Below are 14,985 nucleotides of genomic sequence, written 5' to 3' on the forward strand. Positions count from 1 at the left end.
TCTTATCTTTTATTTTTTTAATACTTGGGCGCGGTCGGCAATTTTTGTATCCTTATTAGGATCGCCCATAAAATTTACAATTGAGTTTCCTTTTGCAGAACCATATAAGGTTTGGCGTGCATTGATGTCTAATAAAGCGTTATCATCTGTTGTGAAATTAGCTTCATTGACCTCGTATTTGAATAAATTCAATTGTGCTTCGCCATAAGCTTTCACTTTCATAGTTCCAGCAGTTCCTTCTAACATAATATTAGATTGATCATCTGCTTTCAAATCAAAGTTGTTTGTAATCAAAAAAGTTTGATTAATTCTCGCTTGATCTTTCGCAGAGATAGTCAATTCATCAACATTCAATGTTCCAGAAGTAGTCAAAGAAGTTTGTTTATTTGCATCAATCTTTTCTAAATCTCGTGTCACATAAACGTACAAATCATAGGCACTATAATGGTCTACATTTGATTTTTCTTTGATTGTAACCGCATTATTTTTTGCTTCAACTTCTAAATTATCAATAATATTTTGATGCGATTCTACTTTAACTCCAGATTTATTTCCTGGAACTAAAATAACATTACAATTACACGAAACGCTCAAATCTTTGATATTATCAGCTGTATATTCTTTTTGAGCCGTTGCAGCACCTTCTCCATCAATTGATGATGAACACGAAGTTGCAACTAAACCTAAAAATCCTAATAAAAATATTTTCTTCATAGTAGTTGGTTATTTAATTAGTTTAAATTCAATTCTTTTTGAACTAAATACAATTGTTTTTCGCGATTATTGCGAACAATTAACTCGCCCAAAAATCCCGCCAAAAATAATTGCGTTCCTAAAATCATAAAAACTAACGAAATATAAAAATAAGGACTATCTGTGATTAATCTGGCTGGTGTATGGGAAATATAAACTTTATATAATTTCTCGATTCCTAAATAAAATGAAGCGAAAAACCCTAAAATAAACATCAATGTACCCAATAAACCGAAAATATGCATTGGTTTATTCCCAAACCTTGACGCAAAGAAAAGTGTAATCAAATCCAAGAAACCATTTACAAAACGATTTGCTCCAAATTTTGAAACACCATATTTACGCGCTTGATGTTTTACTTTTTTCTCAATAATTTTCGAATATCCCGCATTTTTCGCTAAAACAGGAATATAACGGTGCATATCACCATACAATTCGATATTTTGCGTTACTTCCCAACGATAAGCTTTCAAACCACAGTTAAAATCGTGCAATTTTACACCAGAGGTTTTACGTGCTACACCATTGAATAATTTCGAAGGAAGATTTTTTGTCAATTTATTATCTTGACGATTTTCTTTCCAACCCGAAACAATATCTGCTTTTTGGTTTTTCAGCATTTTGTATAACGACGGTATTTCCTCAGGAAAATCTTGTAAATCTGCATCCATAGTAATCACAACATCACCTTTCACTTCTTTAAAAGCCGCGCTAAGTGCTGGAGACTTACCATAATTTTTACGGAATTTAATTCCTTTCACTTCTGTATTGAAGTTGGCAATATACTCTATAATTTGCCACGAATCATCTGTACTCCCGTCATCAACGAAAATAACTTCGAATGTAAAATCATTCTGTTCACAGACTTTTTTGATTCTGTAGAATAATTCCTCTAAGGAATCTTGTTCGTTCAGTAAAGGAACAACAACTGAAATATCCATATGTTAAAAAACACGTTTTTTTAAGAATTGTGAAAACATCGCTGCAATTGCGATGTAGAAAGATAAGAAAATTGAGGATAATCCGAAGAAGTTTTTCACAGTAAATAAATTAAGTGTTTTATAATCATCCGAATTTCTAAATGTTTCGATATCTTTTGCGACTTTTGGATCAGACATATTAGACGTAAAAGTATCTAATAACCCTTGTTTCAAACTATCTTGTGCCCATTCTCCATAAGTATTGAAGAATACAAAAATAACAATCAAACTCATGATTCCTGCAAAGAAAATCGTGTAGAAACCAACTTTAAAACCTTCTTTGAAAGTCATTAATTCTTCTGAAGTTTGATGATTTTTTGCTTTATTTTTCGATAAATTGAAAATTATTAAAAAACAATATAATGCATACAAAGGTAATACAATAAAACAGCAAATCATGAAGCTGTAAGTGTAATAATCTTTTACAGAAACTGTTCCGTTTAAAGAAAAATAAAAGTAAAGCGCGAAAAACAATGCTAATGTAATTGCTGTAAGCACCAAAGAGTTTTTGAAAATTTTATTAAAACTAATCATTCTGCAAAGATAATTATATCTCGTAATTCTTTCTCTATTAAATTGTATGATTTAAAAAGGAATTTATCTTCATAAATTCTTTTCTTCAATTATTTTTTACAATATCAATTACTTTTTTAGTTCTAATTTTTATTTGTAAATCAATCTATTAATTCAATCAGACCTAAGCAACAAGAAAGTTTTTTCAATAAACACTTTTATTTTTACAAAACTTTCTTACCTTTGCATCAGGCAAGTCCTACACAACCAGCTCCTGTTGAATCCTCCAGGACGGGAACGTAGCAAAGGTATACGGTCGTAGCGGTGTGATGTAGATCGCTTGCCTATTTTTATTTTTCTAAATTTCACTCCCACTTTTTTTTACCCCATTATTTATTCGTAAATTTGCAACCATTGATTTAAAGATTCAATGGAAACAAACAAAGCACCAAAGTACATTTTCGTTACCGGAGGAGTAACATCGTCGTTAGGAAAAGGAATCGTAGCATCATCATTAGGAATGCTACTAGAAGCAAGAGGATATAGAGTAACAATTCAGAAATTGGATCCCTATATAAATGTAGACCCAGGAACACTTAATCCTTACGAGCATGGAGAATGTTACGTTACGGAAGACGGTGCAGAGACCGATTTAGATTTAGGACATTATGAGCGTTTCTTGAACCGTGCAACGTCTCGTGCTAACTCAGTTACTACAGGTCGTATTTATCAAACAGTTATAGAAAAAGAACGTCGTGGAGATTATTTAGGAAAAACAGTTCAAGTTGTTCCTCATATCACAAACGAAATAAAACGTCGTATCAAATTATTAGGTAATACAGGTGATTATGATATCATCATTACTGAAATTGGAGGTACGGTTGGAGATATTGAGTCTTTACCTTATATCGAATCTATCCGTCAGTTAACTTGGGAATTAGGAGAACATAATTCTTCTGTTATTCACTTAACATTAGTCCCTTATTTAGCTGCTGCGGGTGAATTAAAAACAAAACCTACTCAACATTCTGTTCGTACATTAATGGAAAATGGTATTCATGCCAATGTTTTAGTTACACGTACGGAGCGTCATTTACCAAAAGATGTAAAAGCTAAATTGGCTTTATTCTGTAATGTTCGCAAAGAAAATGTAATCGAAAGTATGGATGCAGACACAATTTATGAGGTTCCATTCTTATTACATAAACAAAATTTTGACGAAGTTGTTTTAAAAGGCTTAGATTTGCCAACTGATCAAGAACCAGATTTTACAGTTTGGAACAAATTCTTATCAAATCATAAAAATCCTAAAAACGAAATAGAAATTGCTTTAGTTGGTAAATACGTTTCGTTACACGATTCTTATAAATCAATTACAGAAGCATTTACACATGCTGCTGCAACTTGCGAAACGAATGTAAAAGTTCGTTGGGTATATTCTGGTGATATTACAGAAGACAATGTTGGAGAGCAGTTGAAAGGCGTTTCGGGAATTTTGATTGCACCAGGTTTTGGAGATCGTGGTATTTTAGGTAAAATAATTGCTGCAAATTATGCACGAAGAAATAATATTCCAACATTAGGAATTTGTTTGGGAATGCAAATTATGGCAATTGAATTTGCGCGTAACGTTTTAGGTTACGAAAAAGCAGATTCAGCAGAAATGGATTTAACAACGCCTTATCCAGTTATCAGTTTGATGGAAGATCAAAAAGATGTATCGGACAAAGGAGGAACAATGCGTTTAGGAAATTGGAAATGTGAATTAACTCCAAATTCAAAAATTGAGAAAATTTACAACACAACCGAAATCTTAGAACGTCATCGTCATAGATATGAATTCAACAATGATTTTTACGATGAATTTGTTGAAAACAATTTTATTCCAGTTGGTAAAAACCCTGAAACAGAATTAGTAGAAATTTTAGAACATAATCAACACCCATATTATATAGGTGTACAATTCCATCCGGAATATAAAAGTACAGTTGCTTCGCCACATCCTTTATTTATAAGTTTTATCGAAGCTTCTTTATTGAATAAACAAAATGATTTATTAAATGCAACAAGAGAAAAAATTTGATTTTAACCAAACGATTGGTTTTATTTTAATTGCAATTCTTTTTGGCGTATTCTATTTTCTAAACAAACCTTCGGAAGCGGAGGTCGAAGCTCAGAAAAAAGAATTAGTTCAAAAGCAAGAGCAAGCAAAAAAACAGGAACAATTAAATAAAACAGCTACAACACAAGCTTTTCAAACTGTAGATTCTACATTAGCAAAAGATGTTGAAATTAGTAATGATAAACTAAAAGTTACTTTTTCGCCAAAAGGAGCTCAAATTTCTGACGTACAAATCGTTGGATATACAGCTTACAATGACAAAAAAGATGGACACAAAGATCCTTTACATTTGATAAAAGATGGATCAAGTAAGTTCAATTTATCATTCAAAACAAAACAAGGAGCTGTTCTTAATGTTTCGGATTTAGTTTTTGTACCTCAAGTACAGAAAAATGCGAACAATACAATTGTGACGTTTACAGCAAATGCGCAAAATAGTCAAATTCAATACATCTATACATTAGGCGATTCTTATGGTATCGATTTCGAAGTTAAAACGCAAGGTTTATCTAACATCACTTCTGATAAAAATGTAGATTTAGCGTGGACAATGGATGGTTTCAGTACTGAAAAAGGGAAAGATCAAGAAAAATATTGGTCACATACTTATTTTCAGTTCAAAGGAAACAAAGACATCGAATACGAATTATTTGGTTCTGACGAATGGGAAGAAGAGGAAGCTATTTCTTGGGTAGCCAACAAACAACAATTCTTCGCAACAGTTTTATCAAATGATGAAGGGTTTAAAACAACAAAAGGTGGTTCTAAAAACTCTGATAAAGAGGATTTAACTTATAGTAAACACTATCACTTAAACTCAAAATTAGAGTTAAAAAATAATGAAATCAATACAAAATTCACATGGGATTTTATTCCATTGGATTATAAAATGTTGAAAGATTATAACGACAAAGGATTCCAAAACTTAATTGACTTTGGTTGGGGATTATTTGGTTGGTTGAATAAATATTTCTTCTTGAATGTATTTAAATGGTTGGCAGCAATGAGTATTCCTTTAGGATGGGTAATCTTCTTGATGACAATCGTTGTAAAATTGATTTTATCTCCAATTATGTACAAACAATACCGTCAATCTGCATTGATGAAAGTTGTTCGTCCAGAGTTGAATGAAATCAACGAAAAATACAAGGATCCAAAAGATGCGATGAAGAAGCAACAAGAAACAATGGCAATTTATCGTAATGCAGGAATCAATCCATTAGCAGGATGTTTACCAGCATTATTACAAATTCCTATTTTCTATGCGTTATTCCGTTTCTTCCCGAACTTAATCGACTTGAGAGGTGTTCCTTTCTGGTTCGTAGATGATTTAACAGCATTCGATGATTTAATCAAATTACCAGAATGGGTTCCATTCCTTAATGGTCACTTAAGTGTATTCGCTTTATTATACATTGTTGCAATGATGATTTATTTTAAAGTTTCTGGATCTATGGATAACTTCCAAATGCCACAACAAGAAGGAATGCCAAACATGCAATTCATGAAATACATGATGTATGTAATGCCAGTTTTCTTCTTTGTATTCCTTAACAATTACGCTTCAGGTTTATCTTGGTATTATTTAGTATCCAATGCGATTAATATTTTCATCGTGTTATATATTAAGAAATATATGATTCACGAAGCGAAGATTCATCAAATCATCGAAACAAATAAAACGAAACCTAAAAAAACAGGTAAGTTTGCTTCGAAAATGCAAGAAATGATGAAACAAGCTCAAGAAATGCAAGAGCAACAACAAAAGAACAAAAAGAAATAATCACATTATATTTCAAATTCAAAAATCCGTTAATAATAATTAACGGATTTTTTTATTTATTTAAGACAATAAAAATTTTAGTAACCAATTTATTAAATATCAATAATTTATTCATTTAAAATACTTTTGTAGTGTACGTTACACACTTTTTATGAATAAATTCTTTTTTATTTATTATTTTCAGATTATTATTGTCTAAAAATAATAAATAACATGAATAATATTTACTCGATTAAAGACCAAACAGCAAACCCTGGACCTTTAGGATTATTTGGTTTTGCAATGACAACTGTTTTATTAAACATACACAATGCAGGCTTTTTTCCTGTTAATAGTATGATTATGGGAATGGGTGTTTTCTTTGGAGGTGGAGCACAATTTGTGGCTGGCGTTATGGAATGGAAAAAAGGAAACAACTTTGGTAGTATTGCATTCATGTCTTATGGTGCTTTTTGGTTAACACTTGTATTTATATGGTTAGCACCGATGTTTGGCGTAGAAAAACCGGACGGAAATGCAATGGGATGTTATTTAGGAATGTGGGGATTATTTACATTAATCAACTTTTTACAAACATTAAAAGGTAATTTGGTCGGAAAATTATTATTTGGTTCGTTAACCTTATTATTCTTGTTATTAGCAGCAGGTAACTTTACAGGAAGTCAAAGTATTTTACATTTTGCTGGTTGGACAGGAATCATCTGCGGATTTATTGCTTTTTACGAAGCTTCTGCAATTATGATTAATCAGAAATACGAAAAAGCAATTCTTCCTTTATAAATAATATGAATAAAAAAAATCCTTTATCAGAGACTGATAAAGGATTTTTTTTATAATTGTAATGAATTATTTATTAAACATTGGTGCTAATAATTTTTTCCAGATAAATAATAAAATTAATGATCCTAAAATTGAAAAAATCCAATCCAACGGACTGAAAAAACTCACTTCTCCATCATGAGAAATTCCTAAAATTGTACGCATATAAGCTCCTAAATATGCACCAACAATACCTATAAGTGCAGTTACCCAAAATCCTCCCGGATCTTTACCTGGCATTATTGCTTTAGCAATTCCAGCACAAATTAAACCGAACACTAAGTATACCAAAAAGCTCCAAACTCCGGTAATACCTAACATAATAAATGAAGTTGTCATCATAATTAATAGTATTTTTTATGGTTTTAAAAATTGTTAAGTAAATCTTAACTAAAATCGTTCCAAAAAGATAAGAAAAGTTTTTGTAATTTGTAAATTTGTAACACTATAAAATAAAATTTATGTCTCTAATCAAATCTATTTCAGGTTTTCGTGGAACAATCGGAGGAAAACCAGGAGATAATTTAACTCCAATAGACGCTGTAAAATTTGCAGCAGCTTACGGAACTTGGCTTAAGAATCAATCAAATCAATCAGAATATAAAGTAATTGTAGGGCGTGATGCTCGTATTTCTGGACAAATGGTTTCTCAATTAGTTTGTTCAACTTTACAAGGATTAGGAATTAATGTTGTCGATTTAGGTTTATCTACAACGCCAACTGTAGAAGTTATGGTGACACATTTGCATGCAGATGGAGGAATTATTTTAACTGCTTCTCACAATCCAAAAGAATGGAATGCGTTGAAATTATTGAATGCAAAAGGAGAATTTGTTTCTGCTGCAGACGGCGCACAAATTTTAGCTTTCGCAGATAAAGATGATTATACATTTGCAGAAGTTGATGATTTAGGTTCTTATGAAACTTTTGATGATGCAATTGATTTACATATCGAGAAAATTTTGGCTTTGCCATTAGTGAATACAAAAGCGATTCAAGAGAAAAATTTCAAAGTTGCGATTGATGCGGTAAATTCAACTGGAGGAATTGCAATTCCTAAGTTATTACAACGTTTAGGTGTGATTCATTACGATATGTATTGCGAGCCAAACGGACATTTTCCTCATAATCCAGAGCCTTTAAAAGAACATTTAGGTGATATCTGCAAAAAAGTAATCGACGAAGAAGCTGATTTCGGGATTGTAGTTGATCCAGATGTTGACCGTTTAGCAATTATCGACGAAAAAGGTGAAATGTTTGGAGAAGAATACTCATTAGTTGCAGTCGCAGATTATGTATTATCAAAAACGCCTTCAGCAACAGTTTCTAACTTATCATCTTCTCGTGCTTTACGCGATATTTCTGAAAAATATGGTCAAAAATATTCGCCATCAGCAGTTGGAGAAGTGAATGTTGTAGTTGAAATGAAAAAAGTTGACGCTAAAATTGGTGGAGAAGGAAACGGTGGTATTATTTATCCAGAATTGCACTACGGACGCGATTCTTTAGTAGGAATTGCTTTATTCTTGACATATTTGGCTGAACAAAATAAATCAGTTTCTGAAATTAGAGCTTCTTATCCTGCTTATTTTATGGCGAAAAAGAAAATAGAATTAACACCAGAAATCAATGTTGACGAATTGTTAGTGAAAATTCAAGAAGTTTACAAAAACGAAGAAATCAATACGGTTGATGGAGTTAAAATTGATTTCCCTACAGAATGGGTTCATTTAAGAAAATCAAACACAGAGCCAATTATTCGTATTTATACTGAAAGTACCTCAGAAGAAAATGCAAATAAATTAGCTGATAAAATGATCGAAAGCATAAAAAATATCATCTAAAACAATCTATTTTAATTGTTTAACAAATGTGCAAAACTCTAACAATTCGTTATGATTTTTGCACATTTTATTTTGTAAATTAGTCTATCACTATGGACGAAGATTTTTTTAATAACGAGCTAATTGAAGGTTTTGAGCAAATGCTTGATAATCGTGAATATAAGTATTACGATTCGGAGGATTTGGTCGAAATTATTGAGTTCTATCTTGAAGTAAATGATAGCGAATATGCAAAACGTTCGTTGGATTTTGCAGAAAAAATGCATCCCGAGAATATAGATATCAAAATCAAGAGAATCGAATATTTTCTTACAACTGAGGATTTAAAAAAAGCTGCAAAACTCATCAAAGATTTAAAAGATTTAGCTGCAAACGAATTAGATTACCTTCTTGTACAAGCACGTTTTTGGGGATTGAAAAATATGCCTCGAAAAGCGATAAATTTTTATGAAGAAGCTTTGCAAATAGACGAAGAAGAAACTGATTTTATTTGCAATTGTATCGGAAATGAATATTTGAATTTAGATGAAGTTCATTCTGCGTTAATTGCTTTCAAAAAAGCATTGAAATTCAATCCAGAAAACGATTATACTTTCTACTCTATTATTCAATGCTACGAAGAAATTCATAATCCTGATGAATGCATCGAGTTTCTAAAAGATTTTATTGACGATAATCCATATTCGGAAGTTTCTTGGTTGCAACTTGGTCTGTTGTACAATCACAAAAAAATGTATGACGAAGCTATAAATGCGTTAGATTACGTGCTTGCGATTAATCCTAACTCTATTGTTGGTCATGCTAACAAAGCAGTTTCTTTAGAAGAATTAGGAGAATACAACAAGGCAATAGAAACATTAGAAGAAACATTAGAATTTGATGATTCGCCTGCTGTTACGCATATGAAAATTGGTGAATTGTATGAAAAGTTAGAGAAACCACAAAAAGCGTTGAAAGCTTATCATATTGCGATAAAAGAAGATCCGCAATTGGATAAAGTTTGGGCAAAAGCAGCTTCGCTTTACAACAAATTAGAAAATATTGAAGAAGCCGAATATTACATTCAGCGAGCGATAGAATTGAATGGCGATAATTACGAATATTATACAGATTCAACTTACTATTTTCTGAAACAAATGAAGTTTGAGGAAGCTATAAAAAACCTTTCGAAATTGGTTCAATTAAAGCCTTTAGTTTTCCATACTTGGTTTGCTTACGTCGAAACTTTAATTGCTGTTGGCGAATACGAGGAAGCGATTGCAGTCTTATTAACAGGCGCTTTAAAGAATTTTAATCGTGCCGAATTTTTCTATCAATTGAGTAATGTCTATTATATTACAGAGCAAGATCAATTAGGAAATGAAGCGTTGCAAAATGCATTAAGTTTGGATCGAAATTTAAAAGATTCTATGATCGAATATTATCCGATTTTAGAAGAAAAAATCAATCAAATTTCTGGAAATAACGAATAAAAATATAATTCTTAAGCCATCTTTTTTAGATGGCTTTTTTCTTCACAGTAAAATAACACAGGTTTATTCAAAAAAACTTAACTTTATGATACTAAACAAGCCTTATGAACTTTGTCGCACATCAATATTTATCTTTCGGAAATCAATCGCTTCAAATTGGAAATTTGCTTGGTGAAACTGTAAAGGGAAAACAATATTTAGATTTTCCAGAAGATATTCAGAAAGGCATTTTATTGCATCGTTCAATTGATACATTTACAGATTCTCACGAAACTGTCAAACAAAGTTCAAGTTATTTTCACGAAACACAACACAAATTTGCACCAATTATTATTGATGTGATTTATGATTATTTTTTGATTAAATATTGGAATAATTATTCTGAAACTCCTTTCGAAAAATTCAAATCAGATTGTTATCAATTATTTAAGGATGAATACAATTCGCTTCCAAAAAAACTACAAGAAATCATTTTTTATTTGTTGAAATATGATTGGTTCGAAAATTATTCGACCATAGAAGGCGTTCAAAAAACATTAAAAGGAATCGGAAGTCGAGCAAAATTTGAGAATAATTTACATCAAATCATTCCCGAATTTGAAAAAAATTATTCTAATCTCGAAACTGATTTTCTATCATTTTTTCCTCAAATCCAAACGCATTGCAAGAACTTTGTATTCATTGATTCTCAAGTCTAAATTTCATTTTAAGAATTCGATAAAATTCATTAGTTTAGGGCTGTAAACAAACAGAAAACCACAATGGATTTAACTTTTAATAAAAGAGAGGATCATAACAAATTATTACTTTCTAAACTACGCCAAAAACTGAAACAAGTTTACCTTGGCGGAGGTCAAAAAAGAATTGATGCGTTGCATAGCAAAGGAAAAATGTCTGCAAGGGAACGTATTGATTATCTTTTGGACGAAAAAAAACCGAACATAGAGATTGGTGCTTTAACAGGAGATGAAATGTACAAAGAACACGGCGGATGTCCTTCGGGAGGTGTTGTTGTGAAAATTGGTTACATTTCTGGTAAACAGTGTATTGTTGTTGCAAATGATGCGACAGTAAAAGCTGGTGCTTGGTTCCCAATTACAGGTAAAAAGAATTTGCGTGCTCAAGAAATTGCGATGGAAAATAAATTGCCAATTATTTATTTGGTGGACAGCGCAGGTGTTTATTTACCAATGCAAGATGAGATTTTTCCTGATAAAGAAATGTTTGGTCGAATTTTCCGCAATAATGCAATCATGTCATCAATGGGAATTACTCAAATTTCTGCTGTGATGGGAAGTTGTGTTGCTGGTGGAGCATATTTACCAATTATGAGCGACGAAGCAATGATTGTAGACAAAACAGGTTCTATTTTCTTGGCAGGAAGTTATTTGGTAAAAGCAGCTATTGGAGAAGATATTGACAACGAAACTTTAGGTGGAGCAACAACACATTGCGAAATCTCTGGCGTGACTGATTATAAAGCAAAAGATGATAAAGATGCGTTGGATAGAATAAAATCTATTGTTGGTAAAATTGGTGATTATGAAAAAGCTGGATTTAATCGAATTGAAGCAGCAAAGCCTGCTTTAGATGAGCAAGAAATCTATGGTATTTTACCTGAATCTCGTGCTGAGCAGTACGATATGTATGACATTATTAACAGAATTGTTGATAACTCAGAATTGGACGAATATAAGCCTGATTATGGAAAATCAATTATTTGTACTTATGCTCGAATTGATGGTTGGGCGGTTGGAATTGTAGCTAATCAACGTAAAATCGTGAAGTCTAAAAAAGACGGAATGCAGTTCGGTGGTGTGATTTATTCAGATTCTGCGGATAAAGCGACTCGTTTTATTGCGAATTGTAACCAAAAGAAAATTCCGTTAGTTTTCTTACAAGATGTGACTGGTTTTATGGTTGGATCTAAATCTGAACATGGTGGTATTATCAAAGATGGTGCGAAAATGGTAAATGCAGTTTCGAATTCTGTTGTTCCAAAATTCACGATTATAGTTGGTAATTCTTATGGTGCAGGAAACTATGCTATGTGTGGAAAAGCTTATGATCCTAGATTAATTGCGGCTTGGCCTTCGGCTCAATTGGCAGTTATGGGAGGTGAGCAAGCGGCGAAAGTTTTGCTACAAATAAAAGAAGCGACTTTGAAAGCGCAAGGTGTAGAAGTTGATGAAGTGAAAAAGCAAGAACTTTTGAACGAAATTACAGCAAAATACAATGATGAAACAAGTCCTTATTATGCTGCGGCACGTTTGTGGACAGATGGAATTATTGATCCTTTGGATACGCGTAAATGGATTTCGATGGGAATTGAAGCTGCGAATCATGCTCCGATTGAAAAACAATTTAATTTAGGTGTTATCCAAGTTTAGAAAAACGAAAATATTTTTAAAAATAGAAGAGAATCCAATTTAGGATTCTCTTTTTATTTTTTGAATATTGTTTGAAACATGTAAATCAAATCTTGTCGAAAACTCCAATTCTTTACATATTCTACATTGATCTTAACTTTATCTGGCCAAAGAATTTCATCATTATATTTGATTGGATCATTTACATTGGATAAAATTTCTTCTTCTTTACAATATTTCAATTGAGCAGGACCAGTAATTCCAGGTTTAACTTTCAACACCAATCTATCCTCTCCAACCAATTTATCTGCATAACCAGCGACATCAGGACGAGGTCCAACAAAACTCATTTCCCCTATTAGAATATTGAATAATTGAGGTAATTCATCTAATTTATAATCTCGAAGAATCTTTCCAATTTTGGAAATTTGATGTTGATCGGTTGTTATTGTCGATTTAGAAACCCCTTTAATCGTTCTGATTTTATAAATATTGAAAAATCTTCCGTCTTTCCCAACTCTTTTTTGTGTAAAAACGCCAAATTGATTGGTATCTATAGAACTTATGATAATTAACAAAACAATTAACCCAACTAAAAATATTAGTAGGATTAATGCAAGTATATAATCAAATATGTTCTTTAAGATCATTTCAATTAAAAGAATTTACTTTTATTTCGAGAAGCTAAACATTTTATTTTTCCGAATGATGAATTATCAAAATTCTCATCTCCAGCAAAATATCCGTAGCCGTAGCCGTAACCATATCCGTAACCGTAGCCAGTTTTAATTTGGAAATCGTTGAATATAATTCCGACATTCGAAACCTCACCTTCATCATATTTATTCGAAATTGCATGGATAAAGTTTTTCTCCGAATAGTTGTAACGTGTTACATACAATGTGCAATCTGCGTTAAGCATCAAATCGTACGAATCTGTTACTAATCCTATTGGCGGTGAATCTATAATTACGAATTCATATTTCTCTTTCAATTCAGCAAATAATTGATCCATTCGATTACTCAAAATCAATTCTGAAGGATTTGGAGGAATTGGACCTGCTGAAATAATATCTAAATTTGGTAAAATTGTACGTTGTGTAATTTGATTTAACTCTAAATCATCCGCAACATAGTCTGTTACACCTGTTTTATTATTAATGTTAAAATCATCAAAGATTTTTGGTTGACGTAAATCTAATCCAATCAGAACCGTTTTCTTATCCATAGAACCAAGTGAACTCGCAATATTCATCGCATTGAAAATTTTACCTTCACCTCCAATAAATGATGTCATTAAAATCGTTTTGTTATCATCTTCAAGTCCTGGATTCTTGTATAAATATTTCAGATTAGAACGAATTGATCTAAACGATTCAGAAATTCCTGATTTTGGATTGTTGATTACAACTAAAGGTTATAGGAATTTCTTTAATCAATTCGCCTTGATACAAGTTAAGCATCAAAGTAAAGTCGAATTTATCTTTTGGTAAGTTTCGCAACAAATCTAAAACTACTATTGGAACTCCACCCATTTCTAATGAACGAAGCCTAAAAAGTACTTTTATTTTTCTATGTTGATTTGACATTTGGTTAGTTTAATAAACAAAAATACAACATTGAGTTTGAATTGAATAATACAACAACTTAAAAACTCATAAAATAATTCTTAATTTTGCAGAAAAAGTAGTCGAATGTTCAAAATTGGTACAAAAGTTAAAGTGATAGATGATAATATTTCGGGAACAATTTCCAAATTGAAAGGTGATTTTGTTTACTTTAATGATGAGTTTGGTTTTGAATATGAGTATCGCCAAGATGAAATCATCAAAGATATTGAAATTGACTATGAAGAATATCGAGATGAGAAAATCAAAGAATTTTCGAAACCAAAGTTTAAGACTTTTCGCAAATCTCATCGACATCCTTATTTAACGCGAGAAATTGATTTGCATATCGAAAATTTAGTTGATAATTGGCGTGATTTGGATAATGCGCAAATTATACAAACACAATTAGATGTTGCACGAAATGAGGTGGAGCGCGCTATGTTCGAAAGTCAAATTCGATTGATTTTAATTCACGGTTATGGAAAAGGAATTCTGAAAAAAGAAATTACCGAATTGTTATATCGTTACACGAATATCGAATTCTATGACGCCTCGTTCAAGGAATATCACGGCGACGCCATAGAAGTTAAATTTATTTAAATTGAGATATTTCGATACAATTTTCTTATTCTATCGAAACGAAAATCACTCAATATGACAATTTTCATTATTATTAGTCATTGGCTATAAACAAAGAAAGTCATTCTGATTTCTATGACA

At 31.6% G+C, this 14,985-nt stretch carries 14 protein-coding genes, 1 other RNA gene and 1 pseudogene; 9 read left to right on the top strand and 7 right to left on the bottom strand.

All coding sequences use genetic code 11. From position 1 onward, the window contains the following. Positions 1 to 9 precede the first annotated feature (9 nt). From B3578_RS13370 to B3578_RS13380, 3 genes are read right to left on the bottom strand one after another with little or no spacing between them, the layout of a single operon-like run. Positions 10 to 714 carry a GIN domain-containing protein gene (locus B3578_RS13370; protein ID WP_125349699.1) on the bottom strand — a complete coding sequence of 235 codons (705 nt, stop codon included), beginning with the start codon at positions 712 to 714 and terminating at the stop codon, positions 10 to 12. A gap of 17 nt (positions 715 to 731) precedes the next feature. After that, on the bottom strand, positions 732 to 1,694 hold the full coding sequence (locus B3578_RS13375; RefSeq protein ID WP_114998995.1) for a glycosyltransferase family 2 protein: 963 nt from the start codon (positions 1,692 to 1,694) through the stop codon (positions 732 to 734). 3 nt (positions 1,695 to 1,697) lie between these two features. Beyond that, positions 1,698 to 2,267: a DUF4199 family protein gene (locus B3578_RS13380; protein ID WP_114998993.1), complete on the bottom strand. Its 570-nt coding sequence runs from the start codon at positions 2,265 to 2,267 to the stop codon at positions 1,698 to 1,700. A 229-nt stretch (positions 2,268 to 2,496) separates the two neighbouring features. On the opposite strand from B3578_RS13380, the gene ffs reads away from it, so the two are divergent. The 4 genes from ffs (at position 2,497) to B3578_RS13400 (ending at position 6,931) form a co-directional block, all read left to right on the top strand. Continuing rightward, positions 2,497 to 2,595, top strand: an RNA gene (gene ffs, locus B3578_RS13385) — signal recognition particle sRNA small type. Between the two features lie 81 nt (positions 2,596 to 2,676). Beyond that, the gene (locus B3578_RS13390; RefSeq protein ID WP_125349700.1) at positions 2,677 to 4,329 is read left to right on the top strand and encodes a CTP synthase; all 1,653 of its coding nucleotides are present in this window, start codon (positions 2,677 to 2,679) and stop codon (positions 4,327 to 4,329) included. Next, complete coding sequence (yidC, locus tag B3578_RS13395) at positions 4,307 to 6,151, top strand: membrane protein insertase YidC (protein ID WP_291049398.1); 1,845 nt, start codon at positions 4,307 to 4,309, stop codon at positions 6,149 to 6,151. Before B3578_RS13390 ends, yidC begins: the two co-directional genes overlap by 23 nt. A gap of 213 nt (positions 6,152 to 6,364) precedes the next feature. Beyond that, positions 6,365 to 6,931 carry an acetate uptake transporter gene (locus B3578_RS13400; protein WP_286495352.1) on the top strand — a complete coding sequence of 189 codons (567 nt, stop codon included), beginning with the start codon at positions 6,365 to 6,367 and terminating at the stop codon, positions 6,929 to 6,931. Positions 6,932 to 6,997: 66 nt separating this feature from the next. Here the strand turns inward: B3578_RS13400 and B3578_RS13405 are convergent, their stop codons facing one another. Beyond that, positions 6,998 to 7,309 (bottom strand): GlsB/YeaQ/YmgE family stress response membrane protein, encoded by a 312-nt coding sequence (locus B3578_RS13405; RefSeq protein ID WP_291049401.1) that lies wholly within the window; start codon positions 7,307 to 7,309, stop codon positions 6,998 to 7,000. A gap of 122 nt (positions 7,310 to 7,431) precedes the next feature. Here B3578_RS13405 and glmM point away from each other — a divergent pair, with 122 nt between their 5' ends. The 4 genes from glmM (at position 7,432) to B3578_RS13425 (ending at position 12,676) form a co-directional block, all read left to right on the top strand. Next, the gene (gene glmM / locus B3578_RS13410) at positions 7,432 to 8,814 is read left to right on the top strand and encodes a phosphoglucosamine mutase (RefSeq protein WP_221853943.1); all 1,383 of its coding nucleotides are present in this window, start codon (positions 7,432 to 7,434) and stop codon (positions 8,812 to 8,814) included. A 92-nt stretch (positions 8,815 to 8,906) separates the two neighbouring features. Beyond that, positions 8,907 to 10,286 carry a tetratricopeptide repeat protein gene (locus B3578_RS13415; protein ID WP_291049406.1) on the top strand — a complete coding sequence of 460 codons (1,380 nt, stop codon included), beginning with the start codon at positions 8,907 to 8,909 and terminating at the stop codon, positions 10,284 to 10,286. Positions 10,287 to 10,390: 104 nt separating this feature from the next. Beyond that, positions 10,391 to 10,984, top strand: coding sequence for an ACP phosphodiesterase (locus B3578_RS13420; RefSeq protein WP_038335367.1), 594 nt, complete (start codon positions 10,391 to 10,393; stop codon positions 10,982 to 10,984). 63 nt (positions 10,985 to 11,047) lie between these two features. Then, entirely contained in the window at positions 11,048 to 12,676 is a 1,629-nt protein-coding gene (locus B3578_RS13425) for an acyl-CoA carboxylase subunit beta (protein ID WP_286495349.1), read from the top strand. 53 nt (positions 12,677 to 12,729) lie between these two features. On the opposite strand, the gene B3578_RS13430 is transcribed toward B3578_RS13425, so the two are convergent. From B3578_RS13430 to B3578_RS13440, 3 genes and pseudogenes are all read right to left on the bottom strand, one after another. Beyond that, a complete protein-coding gene (locus tag B3578_RS13430) occupies positions 12,730 to 13,305 on the bottom strand; it encodes a sugar transferase (RefSeq protein WP_291049412.1) in 576 nt (191 codons plus the stop codon). Positions 13,306 to 13,310: 5 nt separating this feature from the next. Further along, positions 13,311 to 14,060: a CpsD/CapB family tyrosine-protein kinase gene (locus tag B3578_RS13435; RefSeq protein WP_312081786.1), complete on the bottom strand. Its 750-nt coding sequence runs from the start codon at positions 14,058 to 14,060 to the stop codon at positions 13,311 to 13,313. A gap of 16 nt (positions 14,061 to 14,076) precedes the next feature. Next, a pseudogene (locus B3578_RS13440) lies at positions 14,077 to 14,244 on the bottom strand (glycosyltransferase); the annotation flags it as partial. Between the two features lie 105 nt (positions 14,245 to 14,349). Here B3578_RS13440 and B3578_RS13445 point away from each other — a divergent pair. Next, positions 14,350 to 14,865 (top strand): hypothetical protein, encoded by a 516-nt coding sequence (locus tag B3578_RS13445; protein WP_221853947.1) that lies wholly within the window; start codon positions 14,350 to 14,352, stop codon positions 14,863 to 14,865. Positions 14,866 to 14,985 lie beyond the last annotated feature (120 nt).

This window comes from Empedobacter sp. UBA1574, assembly GCF_002322895.1.
Lineage (GTDB): Bacteria > Bacteroidota > Bacteroidia > Flavobacteriales > Weeksellaceae > Empedobacter > Empedobacter falsenii_B.

Excerpts from the sequence above, each read along its gene's own strand:
- glmM (WP_221853943.1), top strand. The coding sequence starts at position 7,432 with ATGTCTCTAATCAAATCTATTTCAGGTTTTCGTGGAACAATCGGAGGA.
- B3578_RS13420 (WP_038335367.1), top strand. The coding sequence starts at position 10,391 with ATGAACTTTGTCGCACATCAATATTTATCTTTCGGAAATCAATCGCTT.
- B3578_RS13405 (WP_291049401.1), bottom strand. The coding sequence starts at position 7,309 with ATGACAACTTCATTTATTATGTTAGGTATTACCGGAGTTTGGAGCTTT.
- B3578_RS13430 (WP_291049412.1), bottom strand. The coding sequence starts at position 13,305 with ATGATCTTAAAGAACATATTTGATTATATACTTGCATTAATCCTACTA.
- B3578_RS13390 (WP_125349700.1), top strand. The coding sequence starts at position 2,677 with ATGGAAACAAACAAAGCACCAAAGTACATTTTCGTTACCGGAGGAGTA.
- B3578_RS13415 (WP_291049406.1), top strand. The coding sequence starts at position 8,907 with ATGGACGAAGATTTTTTTAATAACGAGCTAATTGAAGGTTTTGAGCAA.
- B3578_RS13370 (WP_125349699.1), bottom strand. The coding sequence starts at position 714 with ATGAAGAAAATATTTTTATTAGGATTTTTAGGTTTAGTTGCAACTTCG.
- B3578_RS13425 (WP_286495349.1), top strand. The coding sequence starts at position 11,048 with ATGGATTTAACTTTTAATAAAAGAGAGGATCATAACAAATTATTACTT.
- yidC (WP_291049398.1), top strand. The coding sequence starts at position 4,307 with ATGCAACAAGAGAAAAAATTTGATTTTAACCAAACGATTGGTTTTATT.
- B3578_RS13380 (WP_114998993.1), bottom strand. The coding sequence starts at position 2,267 with ATGATTAGTTTTAATAAAATTTTCAAAAACTCTTTGGTGCTTACAGCA.
- B3578_RS13375 (WP_114998995.1), bottom strand. The coding sequence starts at position 1,694 with ATGGATATTTCAGTTGTTGTTCCTTTACTGAACGAACAAGATTCCTTA.
- B3578_RS13400 (WP_286495352.1), top strand. The coding sequence starts at position 6,365 with ATGAATAATATTTACTCGATTAAAGACCAAACAGCAAACCCTGGACCT.
- B3578_RS13445 (WP_221853947.1), top strand. The coding sequence starts at position 14,350 with ATGTTCAAAATTGGTACAAAAGTTAAAGTGATAGATGATAATATTTCG.